The following is a 16,707-nucleotide window of genomic DNA, read 5'->3' on the forward strand; positions in this document are numbered from 1 at the left end:
CTTGTCATGACACGCCGCTAGAAGATCGCTGCGGCCACGAGGAAGGCGAGTCCCGCGATGCCCGCGACCACCCGGACGATATGGAAGGACACCCAGCGATCGCGGAGTCGCTGCCAGTCGTCCGGCAGGGTGCTGACAGTCCAGGTCGCGATCTGCTTCACGATGGGGACCTCGACCGCCACGGTCACGAGCAGAGCGACGACGAGCAAGGCGAGCGCCACCAAGGCCAGGTAGAAGCCCTGCTTGCCGTATGACAGGAACAGCACCGGAACGATCGAGGCCAGCGCGAGGGGCATCAGAACGGTCATGGGGGTGGCCAGGTTCCGGTTCATCCGATGGGCGATCGCCAGGAACACCGCCGCCTCGAAATGCGCCATGGATCTGCTCAACGCCAGCCACGGTCCCCAGAAAACCCCAACGACCAGGGCGGAAAGCAGGACACTGACGAGCTCGAACACCTTCGTCACCATGTCGCCGCCTCAGGCCGTCATGGTGCTGTCCGTGGTACGCGACTGCCCGCGGCGGTAGTCGGCGGCGGCCTCCCGGTATGTCTGGTGTTCCGCCTCGTGGTCGGGGAAGTCGTCCGAGGCGAAGAACGTGTCGAGTCCGCCGTTGGCGGCGACGGCATGCTGTCCCGAGCGGGGCAGCATGACGGCCTCGTATCGGGTGAGTGCCTCGTCGAGGGTGGCTTCCTCGGCGATGGCGTGGGCGAGCTCGGCTCCGTCGAGCATGGCGAGGTTGACCCCGTACCCCCCGAGGGGCGCCATCAGGTGGGCCGCGTCGCCGAGCAGCGTCGCGCCGGGCGTGCGCGCCCAGGTGAGCGGGGCGGGAAGGGCGTAGATCGGGCGGTTGAGGTAGCCGCCGTCGACGTCCGTGAGGAAGGGCAGCAGCTCCTCGGCCCAGCCGCTGAACTCCTTGAGCAGGAACCGTCGTACGGCGGCCGCGTCATCCAGGTCGACGCCGGCCTTGCCGTGCCAGTCGAGGTCGGTACGCATGGCCAGGTAGGCGCGGATCTGGCCGTTGCTGTTGCGCTGGCCGATGATGCCCCGGCCGGCGCTGTCCATGGCGAACAGGTGGCCGTCCCCGACGAGTTCCGCGATCTGGGGATGACGGTTCTCCACGTCCTCAAAACGGACGTCGAGGAACGAGACGCCGGTGTAGTCAGGCGTGGCGTCGCTCAGGAGCGGCCGGACCCGAGACCACGCGCCGTCGGCGCCGATCACCAGATCCACCTCGGCGGTGACGCCGTTGCCGAACTCCAGGCGGTGCCCGCCGTCGCCGAGCGGGGTCGCGGTGACCAGCTTGTGTCCCCATCGCACGGTGCCGGGCCGTACGTGCTCGGCGAGCATGGCGCGGAGCTGCCCGCGGTCGATCTCGGGGGCGGCGGTGTCGTCCTGGTCGGGGACGAACGCGTCGAGCACGGTGCCGTGCTGGTCGAGCCGGCTCTTGGCCTGCCCTTCGAGCCGGGCGAGCTTCATGAACTCCTCGAACAGACCGGCGTCTTCCAGGGCGATCTGTCCGGAGTCGGCGTGCAGGTCCAGGGTGCCGCCGGCGTCACGGGCTTCGACTGAGGCGTCGGCGTCGTACACGGTGACGTCGATGCCGTGCCCTTGCAGCACGCGGGCGCACACCAGGCCGCCGGGGCCGGCGCCGACAATGGCGATACGTTTCATGGCTTGGAATCCTTACTTAACGGGCGTTCGTTCAGCAGCCTCGACAGTAACTGAACGGGCGTTCGTTGAGCAAGTAGAATGAAGCGACCGAAGGGACCATCCATGTCGACGAACACGGGAAGCGACCGGCGTACGGGCACCGAGACCCGCGCGGAGATCCTCCGCGTCGCGCTGCGGCTGTTCACGGAGAAGGGGTACGAGGGCACCTCGACCCGCGACATCTCCAGCGCGCTCGGGATGACGAAATCCTCGCTGTACTACCACTTCCAGAACAAAGAGGAGATCGTGGCGAGCCTCGTGGAAGCGCGCCGGCACGAACTCGACGACTTCATCGAATGGCTCGCCGCGCAGCCGCCCACCCCCGATCGACTGGAGAAGGCGGCGCTGCGCTGGGTGCGGGGCACCACTCCCGAACGCCTTCAGGTCATGCGTTTCGCGCAGGCCAACCAGCCGGTCATGAGGCGGCTGGCGGAAGGCGGCGGGGATATCCGTTCAGACTTCGACCGGGTCATCGACCTGCTCGTCGACGAAGGCGCGAGCATGGAGGACCGGCTCTTCACACGCATGGTCTTCGACACCGCCGGCGCCGCGCTCCTGTCGGCGCGGGGCACGGAGGCCGGGCCGGAGGATGTCATCGCGGCCGCCCGGCGCGCGAGCACCGCACTCGCCCGCGCGATCTCGTAGGCGGTCAGTCCCAGGTCGGAGGTACTCCGCCGGGTAGTGGGCGCCGAAGCCGCCGACCGGGAGGATGTCGGCGCCCTGGGCGAGGAACCAGGCCAGGGCGCGTCAGAGCGCTGAGACAACCTGTCGATTTCGCGAGGGCCTGATCGGCGCTTGCGGGATCAGGCCACACGACTGACGAAGCTGAAGGCGTCAGCCTTCGGCCGGACGCTCGCGAGCGCTGTTGATCCGCAGCGCTTCGGCGAGTTGGTCTTCCAAGATGACAATGCGGCAGGCAGCGTCCAGGGCCGTGCCCTGGTCGACGAGCTCTCGGGCCCTGGCCGCCAGACGGAGCTGGTAGCGGGAGTATCGACGGTGTCCGCCGCTGGAGCGTTGCGGCTCGATCAGTTTGGCGACGCCCAGTGCGCGCAGAAACGCGGCGGTGACGCCGAGCATCTCCGCAGCCGCGCCCATGCTGTAGGCGGGGTAGTCCTCATCGTCGAATCTGTCCTCGGCCTTACTCTGAGCGAGCGTGGCGTCGTTGCCTGCTGGGTGACTTTGATCCATAAATACCTTCCGACATGCGCACAGGGGGCCCCGGCGCGTCTTGCGCCGGGGCCCCGAAGAGGTTCAACACCATCTATCGGCCATGTGGCCGACCTTCTGTCGTCCGCATCAGCCGTATATGACGGCGCTGATGCGGGGATCGCGGATTCTTGACCGTAGACCACCTTCCGATCTGTGGAACTGCGGTACCCGAGCGGCGCGGAAAACAGCCGACAACGGGCGATCCCGATGGCGTTCAACACTCCCTTCTCTCAAGCGAACTTGCTCTTTCCACTTCACCTACGGCAGCGCGTCCACGGTCAGGGCCCCTTGCCACTGCGCTGGCCCCGTCACGTCCGACCTTCTGCCATCACCTTCTACTTCTATCCAGCTCATCCGGGCAGTTCGTCGTGTTGCTAGTTTTTCATGCCCGTGTGGATTCGTTCCTTGCGATGTCAGAAACATTAGCGTCCACAGCCGCGAATGTCTACCTTGGCCGCTACAGATTTTCGACCCTGGTCGGGTTAGCTGTGACCTCGCCGACAGAGCGCTACGGAGTCCCCAGATAGGTGTCGAGCGCGGCCGCGCCCGCCAGCATCGCCAGGCCGCGCGCCGTCAGCCGGTCGCGCCACTCCCGCATCGTCGCCTGCAGCGGCTCCGGCCCGCCCGCCGTCCGTACCCGCTCCAGCACCCTCGCGATCTGCTCCAGCCCGTGCCCGCCCCGCCGCAGCTGGTGGGCCAGCAGCACGTCGCGTTCGTCGGCGGAGGTGTAGATCCGGTAGCCGGTGCGCGGGTCGCGCCGGGGCACGATCAGCCCGGCCCGCTCCCATTTGCGCAACGTCGCCGGCCGGATGCCGAGCCTGCGCGCCAGCGGCCCGATGAACGTCACACCCGGCGCCGGCTCACGCTGTGGCGCCAGGTCGCGCGGCGACTTCAGCTCACGCGGTGGCGCCAGGTCGCGTAGCGCCCGTTCCACGGCCTCCAGCGTGTGCCGGTCGCCGGCCAGCTGCGCGTGGCTCTCGTCGATCAGCCGCAGCGCCTCCTCGACCGCGCCGCCGTTCACGGCCCGCATGATCGCCCCCGCGGTCGCGTGCCCGTGCGCGGGGATCAACGCCAGGAACGCCCGCAACGCCACCGCATGGCGCGGCGCGTAGGCGCGGTAGCCGTGCGGCGACCGCTCGGCCGGCGGCAGGATCCCCGCCTCCTCGTAGTTACGCACCGCCTGCGTGGACAGGCCGTGCTCGCGCGCCAGATCTATGGGTCGCATTTTGAAGGTACGTCCTCGTCAGCAGCCCGAAATATCAGAAAAGCTTACACATAAAGTTCAACGATACCGTTGAAGGCATGACGACCTCGATCCGGGACGCCACCCGTCCCTTCACCGGTGACGTCCTGACCTCACTCCTGCCCCCAGCCACTCGCCTGCTCGGCCTCGGCGAGCCCACCCACGGCGTCGAAGCCTTCCTCGAACTGCGCAACGAGCTCTTCCGCCACCTCGTCGAACACGCGGGCTACCGCTCGATCACCATGGAGAGCGACTGCCTGCTGGCCCTGGCCGCCGACGCGTACGTCACCGACGGCATCGGAACCCTCGACGACGCGACGAACCTCGGCTTCAGCCACCGCCTCGGCGCCTCACCCGCCAACCGCGAGCTCCTGCGTTGGATGCGCGCCTACAACCAGCGGCGTCCGCCGCACGAGCGACTCCACTTCTACGGCTTCGACGGCCCCCTGGAGATGGCCGGCCCCGCCAGCCCCCGCGTGGCGTTGACCGCACTGCACGACTACCTCGCCGCCCACCTCGACCTGGCCTGGAGTCGCGAGACCCTTGACGAACTGCTCGGCCCCGACGAGCGCTGGACCAACCCGGCCGCCACCATGGATCCCACCCAGTCCGTCGGCCGCACCCCCGAGGCAACCGAACTGCGCCTGATCGCCGACGACCTGCGCGCGCTGCTCACCGCGCACACTCCCCACCTGACGGCCGCCACCTCCCCCGGCGACCGGTGGCGCGCCGGCCTGTACGCCCGCACCGCCGCCGGGCTCCTGCGCTACCACGCCGGCCTGGCCGACACCGCGGCCACCCGCGTCGGCACGCTGATGTGCCTGCGCGATGCGATGATGGCCGACAACCTCGACGCCATCATCGACTGCGAGGCCCGTCGCGGGCCCACCCTCGCCTTCGCCCACAACCGCCACCTGCAGAAAGACAAGAGCCGCTGGCTGCTGCCGGAGGGCTGGGGCCCCCTGGCGGGCCGGACGCTGGAGTGGTGGAGCGCCGGCGCCATCATCGGCACCCACATCGGCGACCAGTACGCCTTCGCCGCCACCACCTTCGGCACCCGCGGCTCCGACGTCCCCCACCCCGACACCCTCGAAGGGCTCCTGTCGACCCTCCCCGACGCCCGCGCCGTCATCGATCCCCGCCGCCTCGCCGCGGCCCTCGACCGGAAGCTGACGCCCCGCGTCCCGGCTGACCACACCTACTTCGCTCTCGACCCGGCCACCACCGACCAGATCGACGCCATCATCTTCGTCAAGGAAATCTGAGCAGCGACGTAGGCAACGGGAGGCTCTTTCCGCCGAGCGGGTTTCCCAGGGCCTCTGACCTCGCCCGCCGCAGCACCGCGCAGAGCATGACGAAGACGACCTAGCCGCGTAGCCCGTCGGCGCATCGTCCGGCTCTCGGGTGGGCAGCGATCGTCTTGCGGGACAAAACGGGGCACGTGCGACACTCGGGGTGGCGGCCCCGCCGAGCCGCCGTCCCGGACGCCGCCGTCGGCTGCTGGACGTGGGAGGCATCAGGGTGAATGCGCAGCGTTCACGGCCGTACCGCCACCTTGACGCGGCACTGATCCGCGCCACCGCGCACCCGGACGAACCAGATCTCCCACCATGGCCCGAACCGGACGGCGAGACCGGCACCGAACCCGACAGCGAGGTGGGCGCCGAACCGAACGGCGAGACCGGAGCAGAACCGGCCGCCGAGACCGGCGCCGAACGGTGGCGCGAGTGGCTCGTCCAGGTATGGGCGCGAGATTCCGTGGCGGCGGCCGTATCCATGGCCAGTCCGGTCCTGGCGGCCCAGGTCGAGGCGGTGTGCGCGGGCCGCCGCCCCCGCGACGCCCGCCTCCGGCGCATGGCACTGTCACTGGCCCGCTATCTGGTGCGGATGCGCGGCCGGGCCACACCTTTCGGAACATTCGCCGGCGTGGCCCCACTCCGTTTCGACACAACACCGACGGGCTGGACCACCGTCCCTCCCCCTGGCGAGACGTCGGCGAGCGATGTCCCGCGCATTGGCGCGGCGCCGACGGGCCAGATCGCGGTCCCGCACCCTGGCGTGGCGTTGGCGAGCGATATTCCGCAAAAGGGCGCGGCGTCGGTGGGCCTGACCGGAGCACCGCGCACGAGGACGACGGCGGACGGCGTGTGGCTGGCCGCGGTGATCGGTCGGCTGGAGTCGGCCCCGGAGCTGCGGCGTCGCCTCCCCGTCGTGGTGAACGATCTCGCGTTCGTACGCGGGGAGCGGCTGGTGGTGCCCTGGCAGCCGCACGCCGGTGACCCAGCCCGCAGCGAGCTGTCGGAGGTGTCGGTGCGGCACGGCCCGGCTGTCCGGACGGTCATGGACCTGGCCCGGGCGCCCGTTCAGATCGGCGAGCTGATCGACGCGCTGGCGGCCACGTTCCCCGGTGCCAGGGTCCCGGCGATCGAGGCGATGGCCGCGGAGCTGGTCACGTGCGGGGTGTTGATCACCAGCCTGCGTCCCCCCTCGACCAGCGTCGACGGGCTCGCGTACGTACTGGACCGGCTGCGAGACGTGGCGGCGGACCCGCTCGGCGAGGCCACCCCGCTGGTCCAGGAGCTGTACGCGATCCACGAGGAACTGCGAGTCGCCGACCACGCGACCGGCGAGGCCGCCGTGCGGGCCAGGCGAACGGTCGCCGATCGGATGCGGGCCGCGCTGCCGGTCGAGGTCGTACAGCCGCTCAAGGTGGACCTGCGGCTGGACGGCACCGTGGTACTGCCGCCGGAGGTCGCGGCCGAGGCAGAGGCCGCCGCCGGGGCGCTCCTGAGGCTGACACCGCACCCGGCAGGGCACCCGGCCTGGCGGGAGTACCACGTCAGATTCCTGGAACGGTACGGAGTCGGCGCAGTCGTCCCGATCGAGCAGCTCGTCGACGACACGGCGGGGCTCGGGTTCCCCGCGCACTACAGGGAGCCACGGCAACCGGCCGAGCCCTTGTCCCGCAGGGACCGGCGGCTGCTGGCGCTCGCGCAGCAAGCGGCCCTGGACGGCGCGCGGGAGATCGTGCTGGACGACGCCGCGATCGAGGACCTGGCCGCAGACGGTACGAACGACGCCGCGATCGAGGACCTAGCCGTGGATGGTAGGGATCGCGCGGCGATTGACCGCCTGGCCGCAGCCGGTAGGGACCGCCCGGCGATCGAGCGCCAGGCCGCAGCCGGTAGGGACCGCGCGCGACCGCTCCCGTACATGGAACTGGTGGCCGAGGTGTGCGCACCCACCGCCGGCGCGCTGGCCGCCGACGCCTTCACCATGACGGTGCTCGCCGTCGACGGCACGGCGGCCTGCCTGAGCGGCCGGTTCGTCGACCTGCTGCCGGACGGTGACCGGCGGCGGATGGCCGGTCTGTACGATCGGCTGCCGGTTTCGGTGGACGGGGCCGTGCCGGTGCAGTTGTCGTTCCCGGCCCGGAACGCGCGTACCCAGGAGGTCGCCCGCACCCCGCTCCTGCTGCCGGAGCTGATCACTCTGGCCGAGCACCGCGCCGGCTCGCCAGGCCGGATCCCCTGGCGGGATCTGGCGGTCACCGCGGACAACGATCGGATGTACCTGCTGTCCCGGTCCCGGCGGCAGGTGGTGGAGCCGGTGCTGACCAGCGCGGTCGCCCGGCGGGCCATGCCGCCGATCGCGCGCCTGCTGTTCGAGATCCCGCGTGCTCGGGGCGCCGTGGTGTCGCCGTTCTCCTGGGGGGCGGCGGCGGGTCTGCCGTTCCTGCCGCGGGTCCGCTACGGCCGCAGCGTGCTCGCTCCCGCGCGGTGGCGCATCTCCGCCGACGCCCTGCCCGGGCCGGGCACCGCGTGGCCGGATTGGGTGCGGGCCATGACAGACCTGCGTGCCCGTCTGCGGCTGCCCAGCACCGTGTCCGTGGGTACGGAGGATCGCCGTCTGCGGCTGGATCTGGACGAGCCCATGAGCCTGGCGCTGCTGCGCGCCCACCTGGACGGCGCCGGCCAGGCCGCCGTCGTGTCGGAGGCGGCGGGTCCCGCTGAGCACGGCTGGTTCGGCCGTCGCGCGCACGAGATCGTCATCTCGCTGGCCGCCACCACGCCGTCCGCCCGCGCACCCGCCGTCGTGACCCGGCCGGGGCCGCTGTCGCTGGTCGGGCGTGAGGACGGGGTCCTGCCGGGGGCGGGCGTTCTGTTCGCCAAGCTGTACGGGCACCCCGGAGTGGTCGACACGATTCTCACCAAGCACCTGTGCGACCTGCTGGAGACCTGGGACGAGCCGCCGATGTGGTGGTTCGTGCGCTACCGCGACCCTCGCCCGCACCTGCGGCTGCGCCTGCACCTCGCCGGCGGCCACGAGTACGGCCCGGCCGCCGCCCGGGTCGGGGCGTGGGCCGCCGATCTTCGCGGCCGGGGCCTCGTTGGAGACCTGGTCCTGGACACGTACCACCCGGAGACCGCACGGTACGGATCGGGAGAGGTGCTGGCCGCCGCGGAGGCCGCCTTCGCGGCTGACTCCGTCGCCGTGGTCGCCCAGCTCGCGGCCCTTGCCACGGCTCGCCAGGTACACCCGCACGCGCTCACCGCCGCGAGTCTGGTCGATCTCACGGCTGCCATGGCGAAAGACCAGGCAGCGGGGGTGCGCTGGCAGATCGACCATCCCCCAAGGGGGCCCGCTCCCGCGAGTGACCGCGCGGTCGTCCGCCAGGCGGTCGGCTTGGCGGACCTGAGCGAGGACCGGGCCGCGTTACGGGCCATCCGGGGCGGCTCGCGGATCGTCGCCGCATGGCAGGACCGGCGGCGAGTCCTGGCCGCATGTATGGACCGGCTCGCCGCCGACGCCCCACATCTGAGCGAATCGGCGGTGATGGAGTCCTTCATGCACATGCACCACTTACGGGCGCTCGGGATCGACCGCGACGTCGAACGCGAGTGCCGCAAGCTGGCCCGCGCCGTCGCACTGGCCTTCGCCGCCCGCGACGGTGCTGCCCGCGACGGTGCTGCCCGCCACGACAGCGCCCACCACGACGCCGCACCAGGCGATGACGCTTGACGTGTTCTGTGTGATCGCATGGCGCGGTGGTAGGTATGGATGGTGGCGCCTTTCTTCCGGACCAACAGCCGGGAATTCGACTTTCCGCCGTTCGCCGGGCTGCCGCCGATTCGCTACGTCCTGGCCGCGGCACCGCGTTCCGGCAGCAATATGCTCGTCCGCGCGCTCTGGCACACCGGGCGGGCCGGTTTCGCCGACGGATATCTCACCGACACCCACGTCCTCGACTACTTCGAGCGCTGGGGATTCGACACCGCCGATCCGGCCGACTTGGTAAAAGGCTATATCGCTAAATTAATGACCTGCCGGACCAGCCCGAACGGAGTTTTCGGCATCAAGGTTCACGGCGAGCACCTGCAGGGACTCGAAGTCGACCTGGACGAACTCCTCATGTCGCCCCACTACATCTGGCTGCGGCGCAGGGACCGGCTCCGGCAGGCCATCTCGTACGTCCTGGCCAGGCAGACCGGAGTCTGGATCGTGGACGGAATCTACTTGTCCACCAGCCGAGCACTTTCCGAGCCCCAGTACGACTACGCCGAGATCCGCCGCCACCTGCAACACCTCGACGGCGAGACGAGGGTATGGCAGCAGTATTTCGACCGCCGCGACCTCGTCCCGCACGTCGTCTTCTACGAGGACATGCTGGCCGACTATCCGAAAACCGTCCTCGGCTGCCTGCGATACCTGGGCGTGGACCCGCCCGATTCCCTGCCGGAACCCGGTATCAAACGCCAGTCGGGCGAGATCACCGAACGGTGGCTGGACATGTTCGAGCGGGACAGCGCCCGATACGGAGACGGCGCGGAAACCGTCAAGGAATCGTCGAGCTGAGGGGCCAGCGCCTTATCCGATACGGCGTCCACCACACGAACCCGCCCACCCGATGCAGCAGGTCCGCCCGCAGGTAGCGCTCCGTCACCGCCGGCGAGAGGGCCGTCACCCGCACGCCGCGCAGCAGCGGCGCGATCGCCTCCTCGCGGTGCGGATTGCGAATGACCAGGCGCTTGAACGAGCCCGTCCGGCGGTCGCGGATCTCGATGAAGCCGGGACCGAGCCGATAGCCGCACTTCGCGATGTGGAAGGAGTCCCGCCACGCGGCCGCGATGCCGTCCCCGGCCGAGCCCACGACGTCGTCCCCGTCAGAGCCCGCGTACACGGCCGCAGGCGGGTGGAGGTGGCTGAGCGGCCGCCAGCCCGCTGTCCCGGCCGGCATGTGGATGGTCCAGTCGACCGCGATGCCGTGGCTGGTCAGCTCGCGGATGACGGTGAGAGCGGCCACCGCCGCGGCACCGTCCGCGTCGTCCAGATCGACCGTGTCGTCCAGTTGGGCGAGCTGGACGCCGTCTTCCGCCACCCGCGACACGGTCGCGACGGGGTCATCGGTGACCTCCACGCGGCCCGTGTACATGCCCGGAACCCGCATGGCCGCCGGGTCGCGGTCCTTCCACAGCCTCAGCGTGACGCACGCCGGCGGCGCGCTCATCGGGGCGTCCCGACCGGAACCGCCGCCGCCGGGACCGTCATCGCCGCGAGTGCCGGTACGAGCGGCTCGCCCCGGCTGAGGTTCTCGCCGTCGAGACGCATCAGGTCCTGGTTGGCGACGGCCGGCGCGACGTGGACCGCCTGCCCCGCGTCGCAGAAGATCAGGCCGAGCGCGCGCCAGCGGGCGAGCAGCGCGTCGATCAGGTCCTCGGTCACGCCGTCGTGCCGGGCCGCGGCCTTGCGCGTGAGCCCCGCCGGGCTGTGCGGCGTGTCGAGCAGACGGAACACCGTCACCTCCAGCGGTTCGGTGAGGTCGAGCAGGTGCCAGGAGAAACCGGGCCGGGTGTCGACGAGGACGATGTGGTCGCCCAGGTCGCAGTGGGTCAGGCGGCTCCGCGAGTAGGCGTCCTTCCAGTCGGCGACGGCCCCGCGCAGGCGGTCGAGGCAGCCCGCGTCGATGCCGCGGCGCGGCGAGTCGAAGACGTAGACGAGGTCGGCGAGCTCGGCTTCGGGCAGGTCGTAGATGTGTCGGTATTGCGCGGCCGGACGGAGCTCACCGAAACCCAGCTCGGGCCGGTCGAAGTACGGGCTGAAGCGCTCGACCTTGATCCGGGTGGCGTTCGACGGCGGCATGAGGTGATGCAGGGCGGGCACCTGGTCGATCACGCTGTCGTAGTCGGCCTCGGACTCGCCCGGGAAGCCGTAGAGGTAGTTCCAGTTCAGGTTGATGCCGACGGTCTCCGAGTCGCGCAGCAGCCGGACGTTCAGGCAGCCGCTCACGCCCTTGTCCATCAAGGTGAGCACCCGGCTGCTGAGATTCTCCACGCCGGGCTGCACGTAGTCGATCCCGGCCGCGCGCAGGGTCTCCAGCTGGTCCCGGCGCAGGTTCGACTTGATCTCGTAGCCGATCCGCAGGTCGTAGCCGGATTCCTGGAGGCGCGGGGCCATCGAGGACAGGTACGTCATGTCGAGGATGTTGTCGGTCACCCAGACGTCGAGGACCCGATGCCGTTCGACGAGGGTGAGGATCTCGTCGACGAACCGGCCGGGGTCCTTGCTGCGGAACTGCATGAGCGAGCCGTTCAGCCCGCAGAACGTACAGTGGTGCTTCTCGCCCCACCAGCAGCCGCGCGACCCCTCCACGGTGAGCCGCGGTTCCACCCAGGTGCCCGCGACGGACCTCGCGTGCTGGTCGAAATAGTCACCGAAGTCGGGCGGGACCAGCGCCTCCGGCGGCAGCGGCCGGGCTTCCACCCGGTTCGTGACGGACTCGCCGTTCGGCCCGCGCCAGCACAGACCGGCGATCCCGCTGACATCGCCCGCGGCTCCGGCTCCGGCTCCGGCTCCGGCGCCGGCCCTGGCGCGGATCGCGGTGAGCAGCTGCGGGAAGACCAGCTCGCCCTCGCCGCGCACGATGAAGTCGACGTACGGGAAGTTCCGGTGCATCGCCGCGCCCTGCGGTCCTTCACAGTTCGGGCCGCCGAACACCGTGACGGCCTCCGGCGCCCGCTTCTTGACCTCGCGCGCCGCCGCGAGGGCCGCGGCGTTCTGGGCGAAGGTGGCGGTGAACCCGACCACGTCCGGCTCCATGGCCGCGATCCGGGCGGCGGTCTCCTCGATGAACAGCGGCGCGAGCTCGTGGAGTTCCGTCGCCTTGGCGAGCATCCGCTCCGGCACGCTGCCGCCGAGGAACTCGGCGTACTCCGCCACCTTCCACCGGGGCCGTTCGTTCAGCGCCGCCGAGAAGATCCACTCGCTGTGGCCGGAGAAGTAGGAGCTCACGAAGGTGTCGTACTCCTCGAACGTGAAACCGACGTGGGCGTGCACCCAGTCGATGTAGTCGAGGTTGGCGTGTATGACATCGACCTCGTCATCGGGGAACACGTCGAGGACCCGGCGCTTGAGCACGCCGAGCGAGAGCGACGGTGCGTCGATCGACGACCACGGCATGTCCACCAACACGATGTGCATGGGTCTTGCCCCTCATCTCCAGGTCGTACCGGGTCACCACAGGCCACGCCGGGACAGCGCGCGCCGCGCCGCGTCGCTCTCGGCCGTCGGGGTGGCCGCGAACGCCGCGGCCACGCGCTCGGAGACCACGCCGCGGGTGACCCCGGCGGGCGTGGCGAAGTACGCGTACGGTACGGCTCCGTCTCCGGCCGCGGCCTCGCCCCAGGAAGCGAGGGCGGCCGGCGCGTATCGGCGGAGGGCTGCATGACCGCGGTCCGTCTCGACGATCCCCTCGCTCTCGATGACGAACGACAGCGGCTGCTCGCAGGCCAGCGCCGTGAACAGGGCGATCATCAACTCGTGGTCCACGGTCTCCCGCAGGATCGCGGCGTCCGGCCGCGTCCCGGCCAGGCCGAGCAGGTACGACGCGAACGCCTCCTCCACCGACACCCCGGACCCCGAGTACGGAATCAGCCGGAACCTGGCGAAACTCGGCGACCCGAGGAAGCCGTCGAGCAACTCTGCCTCGCCGGTGCCGGTGCCGGTGCCGGTGCCGACGCCGACGCCGACGCCGGTCGCCGCGAACAGCGACACGCTGCGCGGGAACGTGGCCGCGAGGCTGCCCCCGGTGCCGAGCCGCCAGATGTTCGAGCGGAACCGGCGCGCGGCGGCGTCGAGCTCGTCAAGGTCGATCGTCTCCAGGCACTCCAGCTCACCGGCGTCCGCGGCCACGGCTGCGGCGCCTTCGGTGGCGAGACGCTCCCGCAGTCGGCTGTCGAGCAGCAGCCGCATGATCAGCTCGGTGAGCCGCTCACCGTCGAGAGACCGCACACCCGGCGCGCTCACCGCGCCACCCCGTCCTGCCGCGCCGTCGCTTCCTGCCCCAGCGTCGCTTCCTGCCGCGCTGTCGTATTCTGCCGCAGTGCTGCGTCCTGTCGTGGCGCCGCGTCCTGCGATGCTGTGCCGTCCCGCCATGCGGCGACCAGCGTTTTCAGCCGGCCGTAGTTTCGCCGCGACTTCTCGACGAGGTGGCCGTCGTCGCGGAACATCGGGTCCTCGTAGGTCACGCCTAGCAGGTTCGGGCAGCGCGGCAGCAGGTACTCGGTGAGTTCGAGCTGCTCGTCCAGCAGGACGCCGTGGTGCAGGTCGCGGAACTTGCCCTTCACGATCTGACAGCCGGACAGGTGCAGCTCGCGGCAGCGCTCGAGCGGCAGCGCCTCGATGTCGTCGACCATGTGGCGGCCGGTACGCCCGCGCAGCCACTGGTAGCTGAGCAGGTGACCCACGTCGAGCGTCACCCGCACGTCGGCGTCGTCAGCGAGCCGGGTGAAGTACGCGAACGCATCGAGATGCCCCAGAACGAACGACCCGCCCTCGGTGAAGCCGGGGAATTCGACGTGCAGCGGCAGCTCCAGGAGGCCGGCCGTCTCGGCGACGTTCCGCGTGGCGATCTCCAGGCCCGGTTCGGTCAGCGGCGGCGGCAGTGGGTACGGCAGCGGGCAGCCGCGGAGGTTCCAGATGCCGAGGTCCTCGACCACCCAGCGGAATCCGTAGCGGGCCGCGAGCTCGTTGGTGTACTCGACCGCGGGCCGCCGGTCGTAGCGTTCGGGCGTGCCCATGTTGAACTCGGTCTGGTGGAAGGCCCGGTCGAGCCCTGGGGGCAGCGCCTCGAAGAAGCGGTCGTAGGCGCGTACGTAGTCGGCCACCTGGGGGGTCGCGCGTGAGCGTGGCTGGTAGGCGAAGGCCGCGTACGCGAAGTCGGCGCCGTGGCGCTGGGCGAAGGCGCCTACCCGTGGGGTGATGTCCCCGCCGTCGTCCGTCTCCACGAACCCGACGCCCCGCCGCCCCAGCGCCCCTCCGCCCCACGGCATGTCCATGAGGAGACCGAACCCCAGCCTGCCCTCGCCGGACCTGCCCGCCGCGACCGCCTGCCTGGTCCCTGTCGTGATGTCGGTCGTCATATCGGCCTCCTGACGGCTTCGCCACCTGCGACGGCGGGCGTCTCCAAACGCACCGCGCCCGACCGGTCCGCGCCCGATTGGTCGGCGCCTGCTGGGCCTGCGCGTGCCTGTTCCGCGCCCGTCTGATCTGTGGCCGCCGTCACCTCGACCAGGCTGGCCAGCAGGCGTCGGCCGTGGGCGGTGCGTGCCCCGAGCAGGCCGTCGGCTCGCTGCTCGACGTCACGCCGCGGCAGCGCGTAGAACCGCTCCCAAACCAGGTCGGCAACCACGATCCGACCGTCCCCGTCCCCGCTCGCCTCGGCGGCGGTGCCTCGGGTTTTCGCGCCCGGGGCCCCAGCCACGTCGACGCCCGACGGCACGGTCCGTACCCACGGATACGGCTTGACGGCCGTGACGACAGCCACCCGCGACCCGGCGCCGGGACGTCGCGGCAGGATCGCGGTCGCCTTGCCCGGCCGGACCGTGTGAAAGACCCGCACCAGGCGGTCGAGCGCCTCCGCCCGGGTCGGGCCGTCGCGCACCGTCAGCGGATGGCCGACCCGCCCGGAAAGGTAACTGAGCTCGGGATTCCCGGCGAGCACACCAGAAGTGTCCAGAGAGAGGCCGAAGCCGTCCGGGTCCCGCGCGAGCCTGCTGCCGGGCTCGGACACCATCAGTTCCAGCGCGTCGATGCCGATCCGCTCCTGGTTCGCCGCGAGGAACCGCAAGGACTCCTCGAACTCGGCCTCCGTCTCGTCGAAGACGTAGCCCATCACGGAGAACCGCAGGACGATGCCCGCCGACGCGACGTTCTCGACGATCCGCTGGTAGTCGGCCGCCCGCACGCCCCTGTCCATCAGGTCGAGCAGCCGCTGGGAGGTCCCCTCGTAGCCCACCGACATCAGCTCGCAACCGACCTCGGCGAGGCTCCGGCAGAACGCCGGATCGGCCAGCGTCGCGTCCAGCCTGCTGCGTACGCCGAACCCCACCTTGACGCCGCGGTCGCGCACCTCGCGCATCGCCTTCACGATCAGCCGCAGGTTGGTGTTCTCATCGGAGATCGACACGAACTCCGCGCCCGTGTCGCGGACCACCGCCTGTACGGCGTCGGCGATCTGGCGCACCGTCCCCTGCTGGTAGGCGCCCGGCGCGAGAGATCGGTTGCCGTACGAGCAGAACACGCACCGACCCCAGTAGCAGCCGACGCACGAGATGATCGCGACCTCCATGGTCTCGTTGAGGTAGGACCGGACCGGCAGCCCGGCGAAGTCGGGCGGCCCGAGGTCGTGGAAGCGCAGCGTGACCGGCTGCTCGGCCCGTTGGGCGGGCGCGGCGTGGGGCAGCCAGATCATGCCGGGGACCGCGTCCTCCGGGGCACTGCCGTCCAGCGCGTCCAGCCAGCGTTCGAGCGGCTGCTCGCCGGCGGTCCAGCACAGCGCGTCCACCGAGGCCCGGACGCCGGGCAGCCGCGCGAGCTCCTCGTGCCGGATCATCACCTGCTGACCACCGAGGCAGATCTTGGCGTCCGGCCGCAGCCGCCTGACCCAGGCGGCGATGAGCAGCGCGGGCGCGAGCTGGCTGAAGAACGCCACGGACAGGCCGACCACGCGCGGACGATGCCGGGCCAGCAGCGCCTCGACCATGCCGTACAGCCGCTCGATCGGCAGCCCCGACGCGGCGGGCGGCGACAGAGCGGCCTGCTGCGCCGCACTGTCGAGCTGGGTCAGATCCCGCCATGTCCGGACGAGGAAGGTGTCACGCACGAGCAGTTCGATCGCGTGGTGGGCTAGGCGGACCGCACGGGCCGGGCCCAGTTCGCCTGGCGGTTCCTTCCGCAGGACGTGGGCCCGGAGCTCGTCGATGTGTCCGGCGACGACGTCGGCCATCGCCCGTCGGTACCAGGCGCCCGCGCCGGTGTCCGGCTGGTCGCGCAGCACGTCGCCCAGCGACTCCGGATGCCGTAGCAGGTCGTGCAGCAGGGCGATGTTCAGGTCGGCCTGGTGGACGCGCCGCCCTCGCCGCCGTAGATGACCGCTGAGGTAGGGCAGGCTCAGATAGGGAAAGAACCTGGCTTCCGTCTGCGGCGGAAAAATGAGCAGGACGTCGACACCCTCGCCGCCTGCCTCCTGCCCAGACGGCACGATCT

13 protein-coding genes are annotated in these 16,707 nt (G+C 70.7%); 4 read left to right on the forward strand and 9 right to left on the reverse strand.

Going from position 1 to position 16,707, the window contains the following annotated elements; genetic code table 11:
- Positions 1-17 precede the first annotated feature (17 nt).
- Positions 18-470 (reverse strand): anthrone oxygenase family protein, encoded by a 453-nt coding sequence (locus AB0B91_RS47140; RefSeq protein WP_358335503.1) that lies wholly within the window; start codon positions 468-470, stop codon positions 18-20.
- A gap of 9 nt (positions 471-479) precedes the next feature.
- Positions 480-1,673: an NAD(P)/FAD-dependent oxidoreductase gene (locus AB0B91_RS47145; RefSeq protein WP_358335506.1), complete on the reverse strand. Its 1,194-nt coding sequence runs from the start codon at positions 1,671-1,673 to the stop codon at positions 480-482.
- Between the two features lie 102 nt (positions 1,674-1,775).
- Between AB0B91_RS47145 and AB0B91_RS47150 the strand changes: the two genes are divergently transcribed.
- Entirely contained in the window at positions 1,776-2,357 is a 582-nt protein-coding gene (locus tag AB0B91_RS47150) for a helix-turn-helix domain-containing protein (protein ID WP_358335508.1), read from the forward strand.
- 189 nt (positions 2,358-2,546) lie between these two features.
- Here the strand turns inward: AB0B91_RS47150 and AB0B91_RS47155 are convergent, their stop codons facing one another.
- Positions 2,547-2,900 (reverse strand): helix-turn-helix domain-containing protein, encoded by a 354-nt coding sequence (locus AB0B91_RS47155; protein WP_358335510.1) that lies wholly within the window; start codon positions 2,898-2,900, stop codon positions 2,547-2,549.
- Between the two features lie 529 nt (positions 2,901-3,429).
- Complete coding sequence (locus AB0B91_RS47160; RefSeq protein ID WP_358335513.1) at positions 3,430-4,146, reverse strand: MerR family DNA-binding transcriptional regulator; 717 nt, start codon at positions 4,144-4,146, stop codon at positions 3,430-3,432.
- A 77-nt stretch (positions 4,147-4,223) separates the two neighbouring features.
- On the opposite strand from AB0B91_RS47160, the gene AB0B91_RS47165 reads away from it, so the two are divergent.
- The 3 genes from AB0B91_RS47165 to AB0B91_RS47175 all read left to right on the forward strand — a co-directional run bounded on the left by AB0B91_RS47165 (position 4,224) and on the right by AB0B91_RS47175 (position 10,020).
- On the forward strand, positions 4,224-5,429 hold the full coding sequence (locus AB0B91_RS47165; RefSeq protein WP_358335515.1) for an erythromycin esterase family protein: 1,206 nt from the start codon (positions 4,224-4,226) through the stop codon (positions 5,427-5,429).
- A 256-nt stretch (positions 5,430-5,685) separates the two neighbouring features.
- Positions 5,686-9,186 (forward strand): lantibiotic dehydratase, encoded by a 3,501-nt coding sequence (locus AB0B91_RS47170; protein ID WP_358335518.1) that lies wholly within the window; start codon positions 5,686-5,688, stop codon positions 9,184-9,186.
- 39 nt (positions 9,187-9,225) lie between these two features.
- The gene (locus AB0B91_RS47175) at positions 9,226-10,020 is read left to right on the forward strand and encodes a Stf0 family sulfotransferase (RefSeq protein ID WP_358335521.1); all 795 of its coding nucleotides are present in this window, start codon (positions 9,226-9,228) and stop codon (positions 10,018-10,020) included.
- Here the strand turns inward: AB0B91_RS47175 and AB0B91_RS47180 are convergent.
- The 5 genes from AB0B91_RS47180 to AB0B91_RS47200 are packed head-to-tail and all read right to left on the reverse strand — an operon-like array spanning position 10,001 to position 16,702.
- On the reverse strand, positions 10,001-10,672 hold the full coding sequence (locus tag AB0B91_RS47180) for a DUF5825 family protein (RefSeq protein WP_358335524.1): 672 nt from the start codon (positions 10,670-10,672) through the stop codon (positions 10,001-10,003). The genes AB0B91_RS47175 and AB0B91_RS47180 overlap by 20 nt on opposite strands.
- Complete coding sequence (locus AB0B91_RS47185; RefSeq protein WP_358335527.1) at positions 10,669-12,642, reverse strand: RiPP maturation radical SAM C-methyltransferase; 1,974 nt, start codon at positions 12,640-12,642, stop codon at positions 10,669-10,671. Before AB0B91_RS47185 ends, AB0B91_RS47180 begins: the two co-directional genes overlap by 4 nt.
- A gap of 33 nt (positions 12,643-12,675) precedes the next feature.
- The gene (locus AB0B91_RS47190) at positions 12,676-13,467 is read right to left on the reverse strand and encodes a hypothetical protein (RefSeq protein ID WP_358335530.1); all 792 of its coding nucleotides are present in this window, start codon (positions 13,465-13,467) and stop codon (positions 12,676-12,678) included.
- On the reverse strand, positions 13,464-14,582 hold the full coding sequence (locus tag AB0B91_RS47195; protein WP_358335532.1) for a DUF692 family multinuclear iron-containing protein: 1,119 nt from the start codon (positions 14,580-14,582) through the stop codon (positions 13,464-13,466). Before AB0B91_RS47195 ends, AB0B91_RS47190 begins: the two co-directional genes overlap by 4 nt.
- The gene (locus AB0B91_RS47200) at positions 14,579-16,702 is read right to left on the reverse strand and encodes a radical SAM protein (protein WP_358335535.1); all 2,124 of its coding nucleotides are present in this window, start codon (positions 16,700-16,702) and stop codon (positions 14,579-14,581) included. The genes AB0B91_RS47195 and AB0B91_RS47200 overlap by 4 nt, the downstream gene beginning before the upstream one ends.
- Between the last annotated feature and the right edge of the window lie 5 nt (positions 16,703-16,707).

Source organism: Nonomuraea sp. NPDC049141 (assembly GCF_040648415.1).
In the GTDB taxonomy this organism is placed as follows: Bacteria; Actinomycetota; Actinomycetes; order Streptosporangiales; family Streptosporangiaceae; genus Nonomuraea.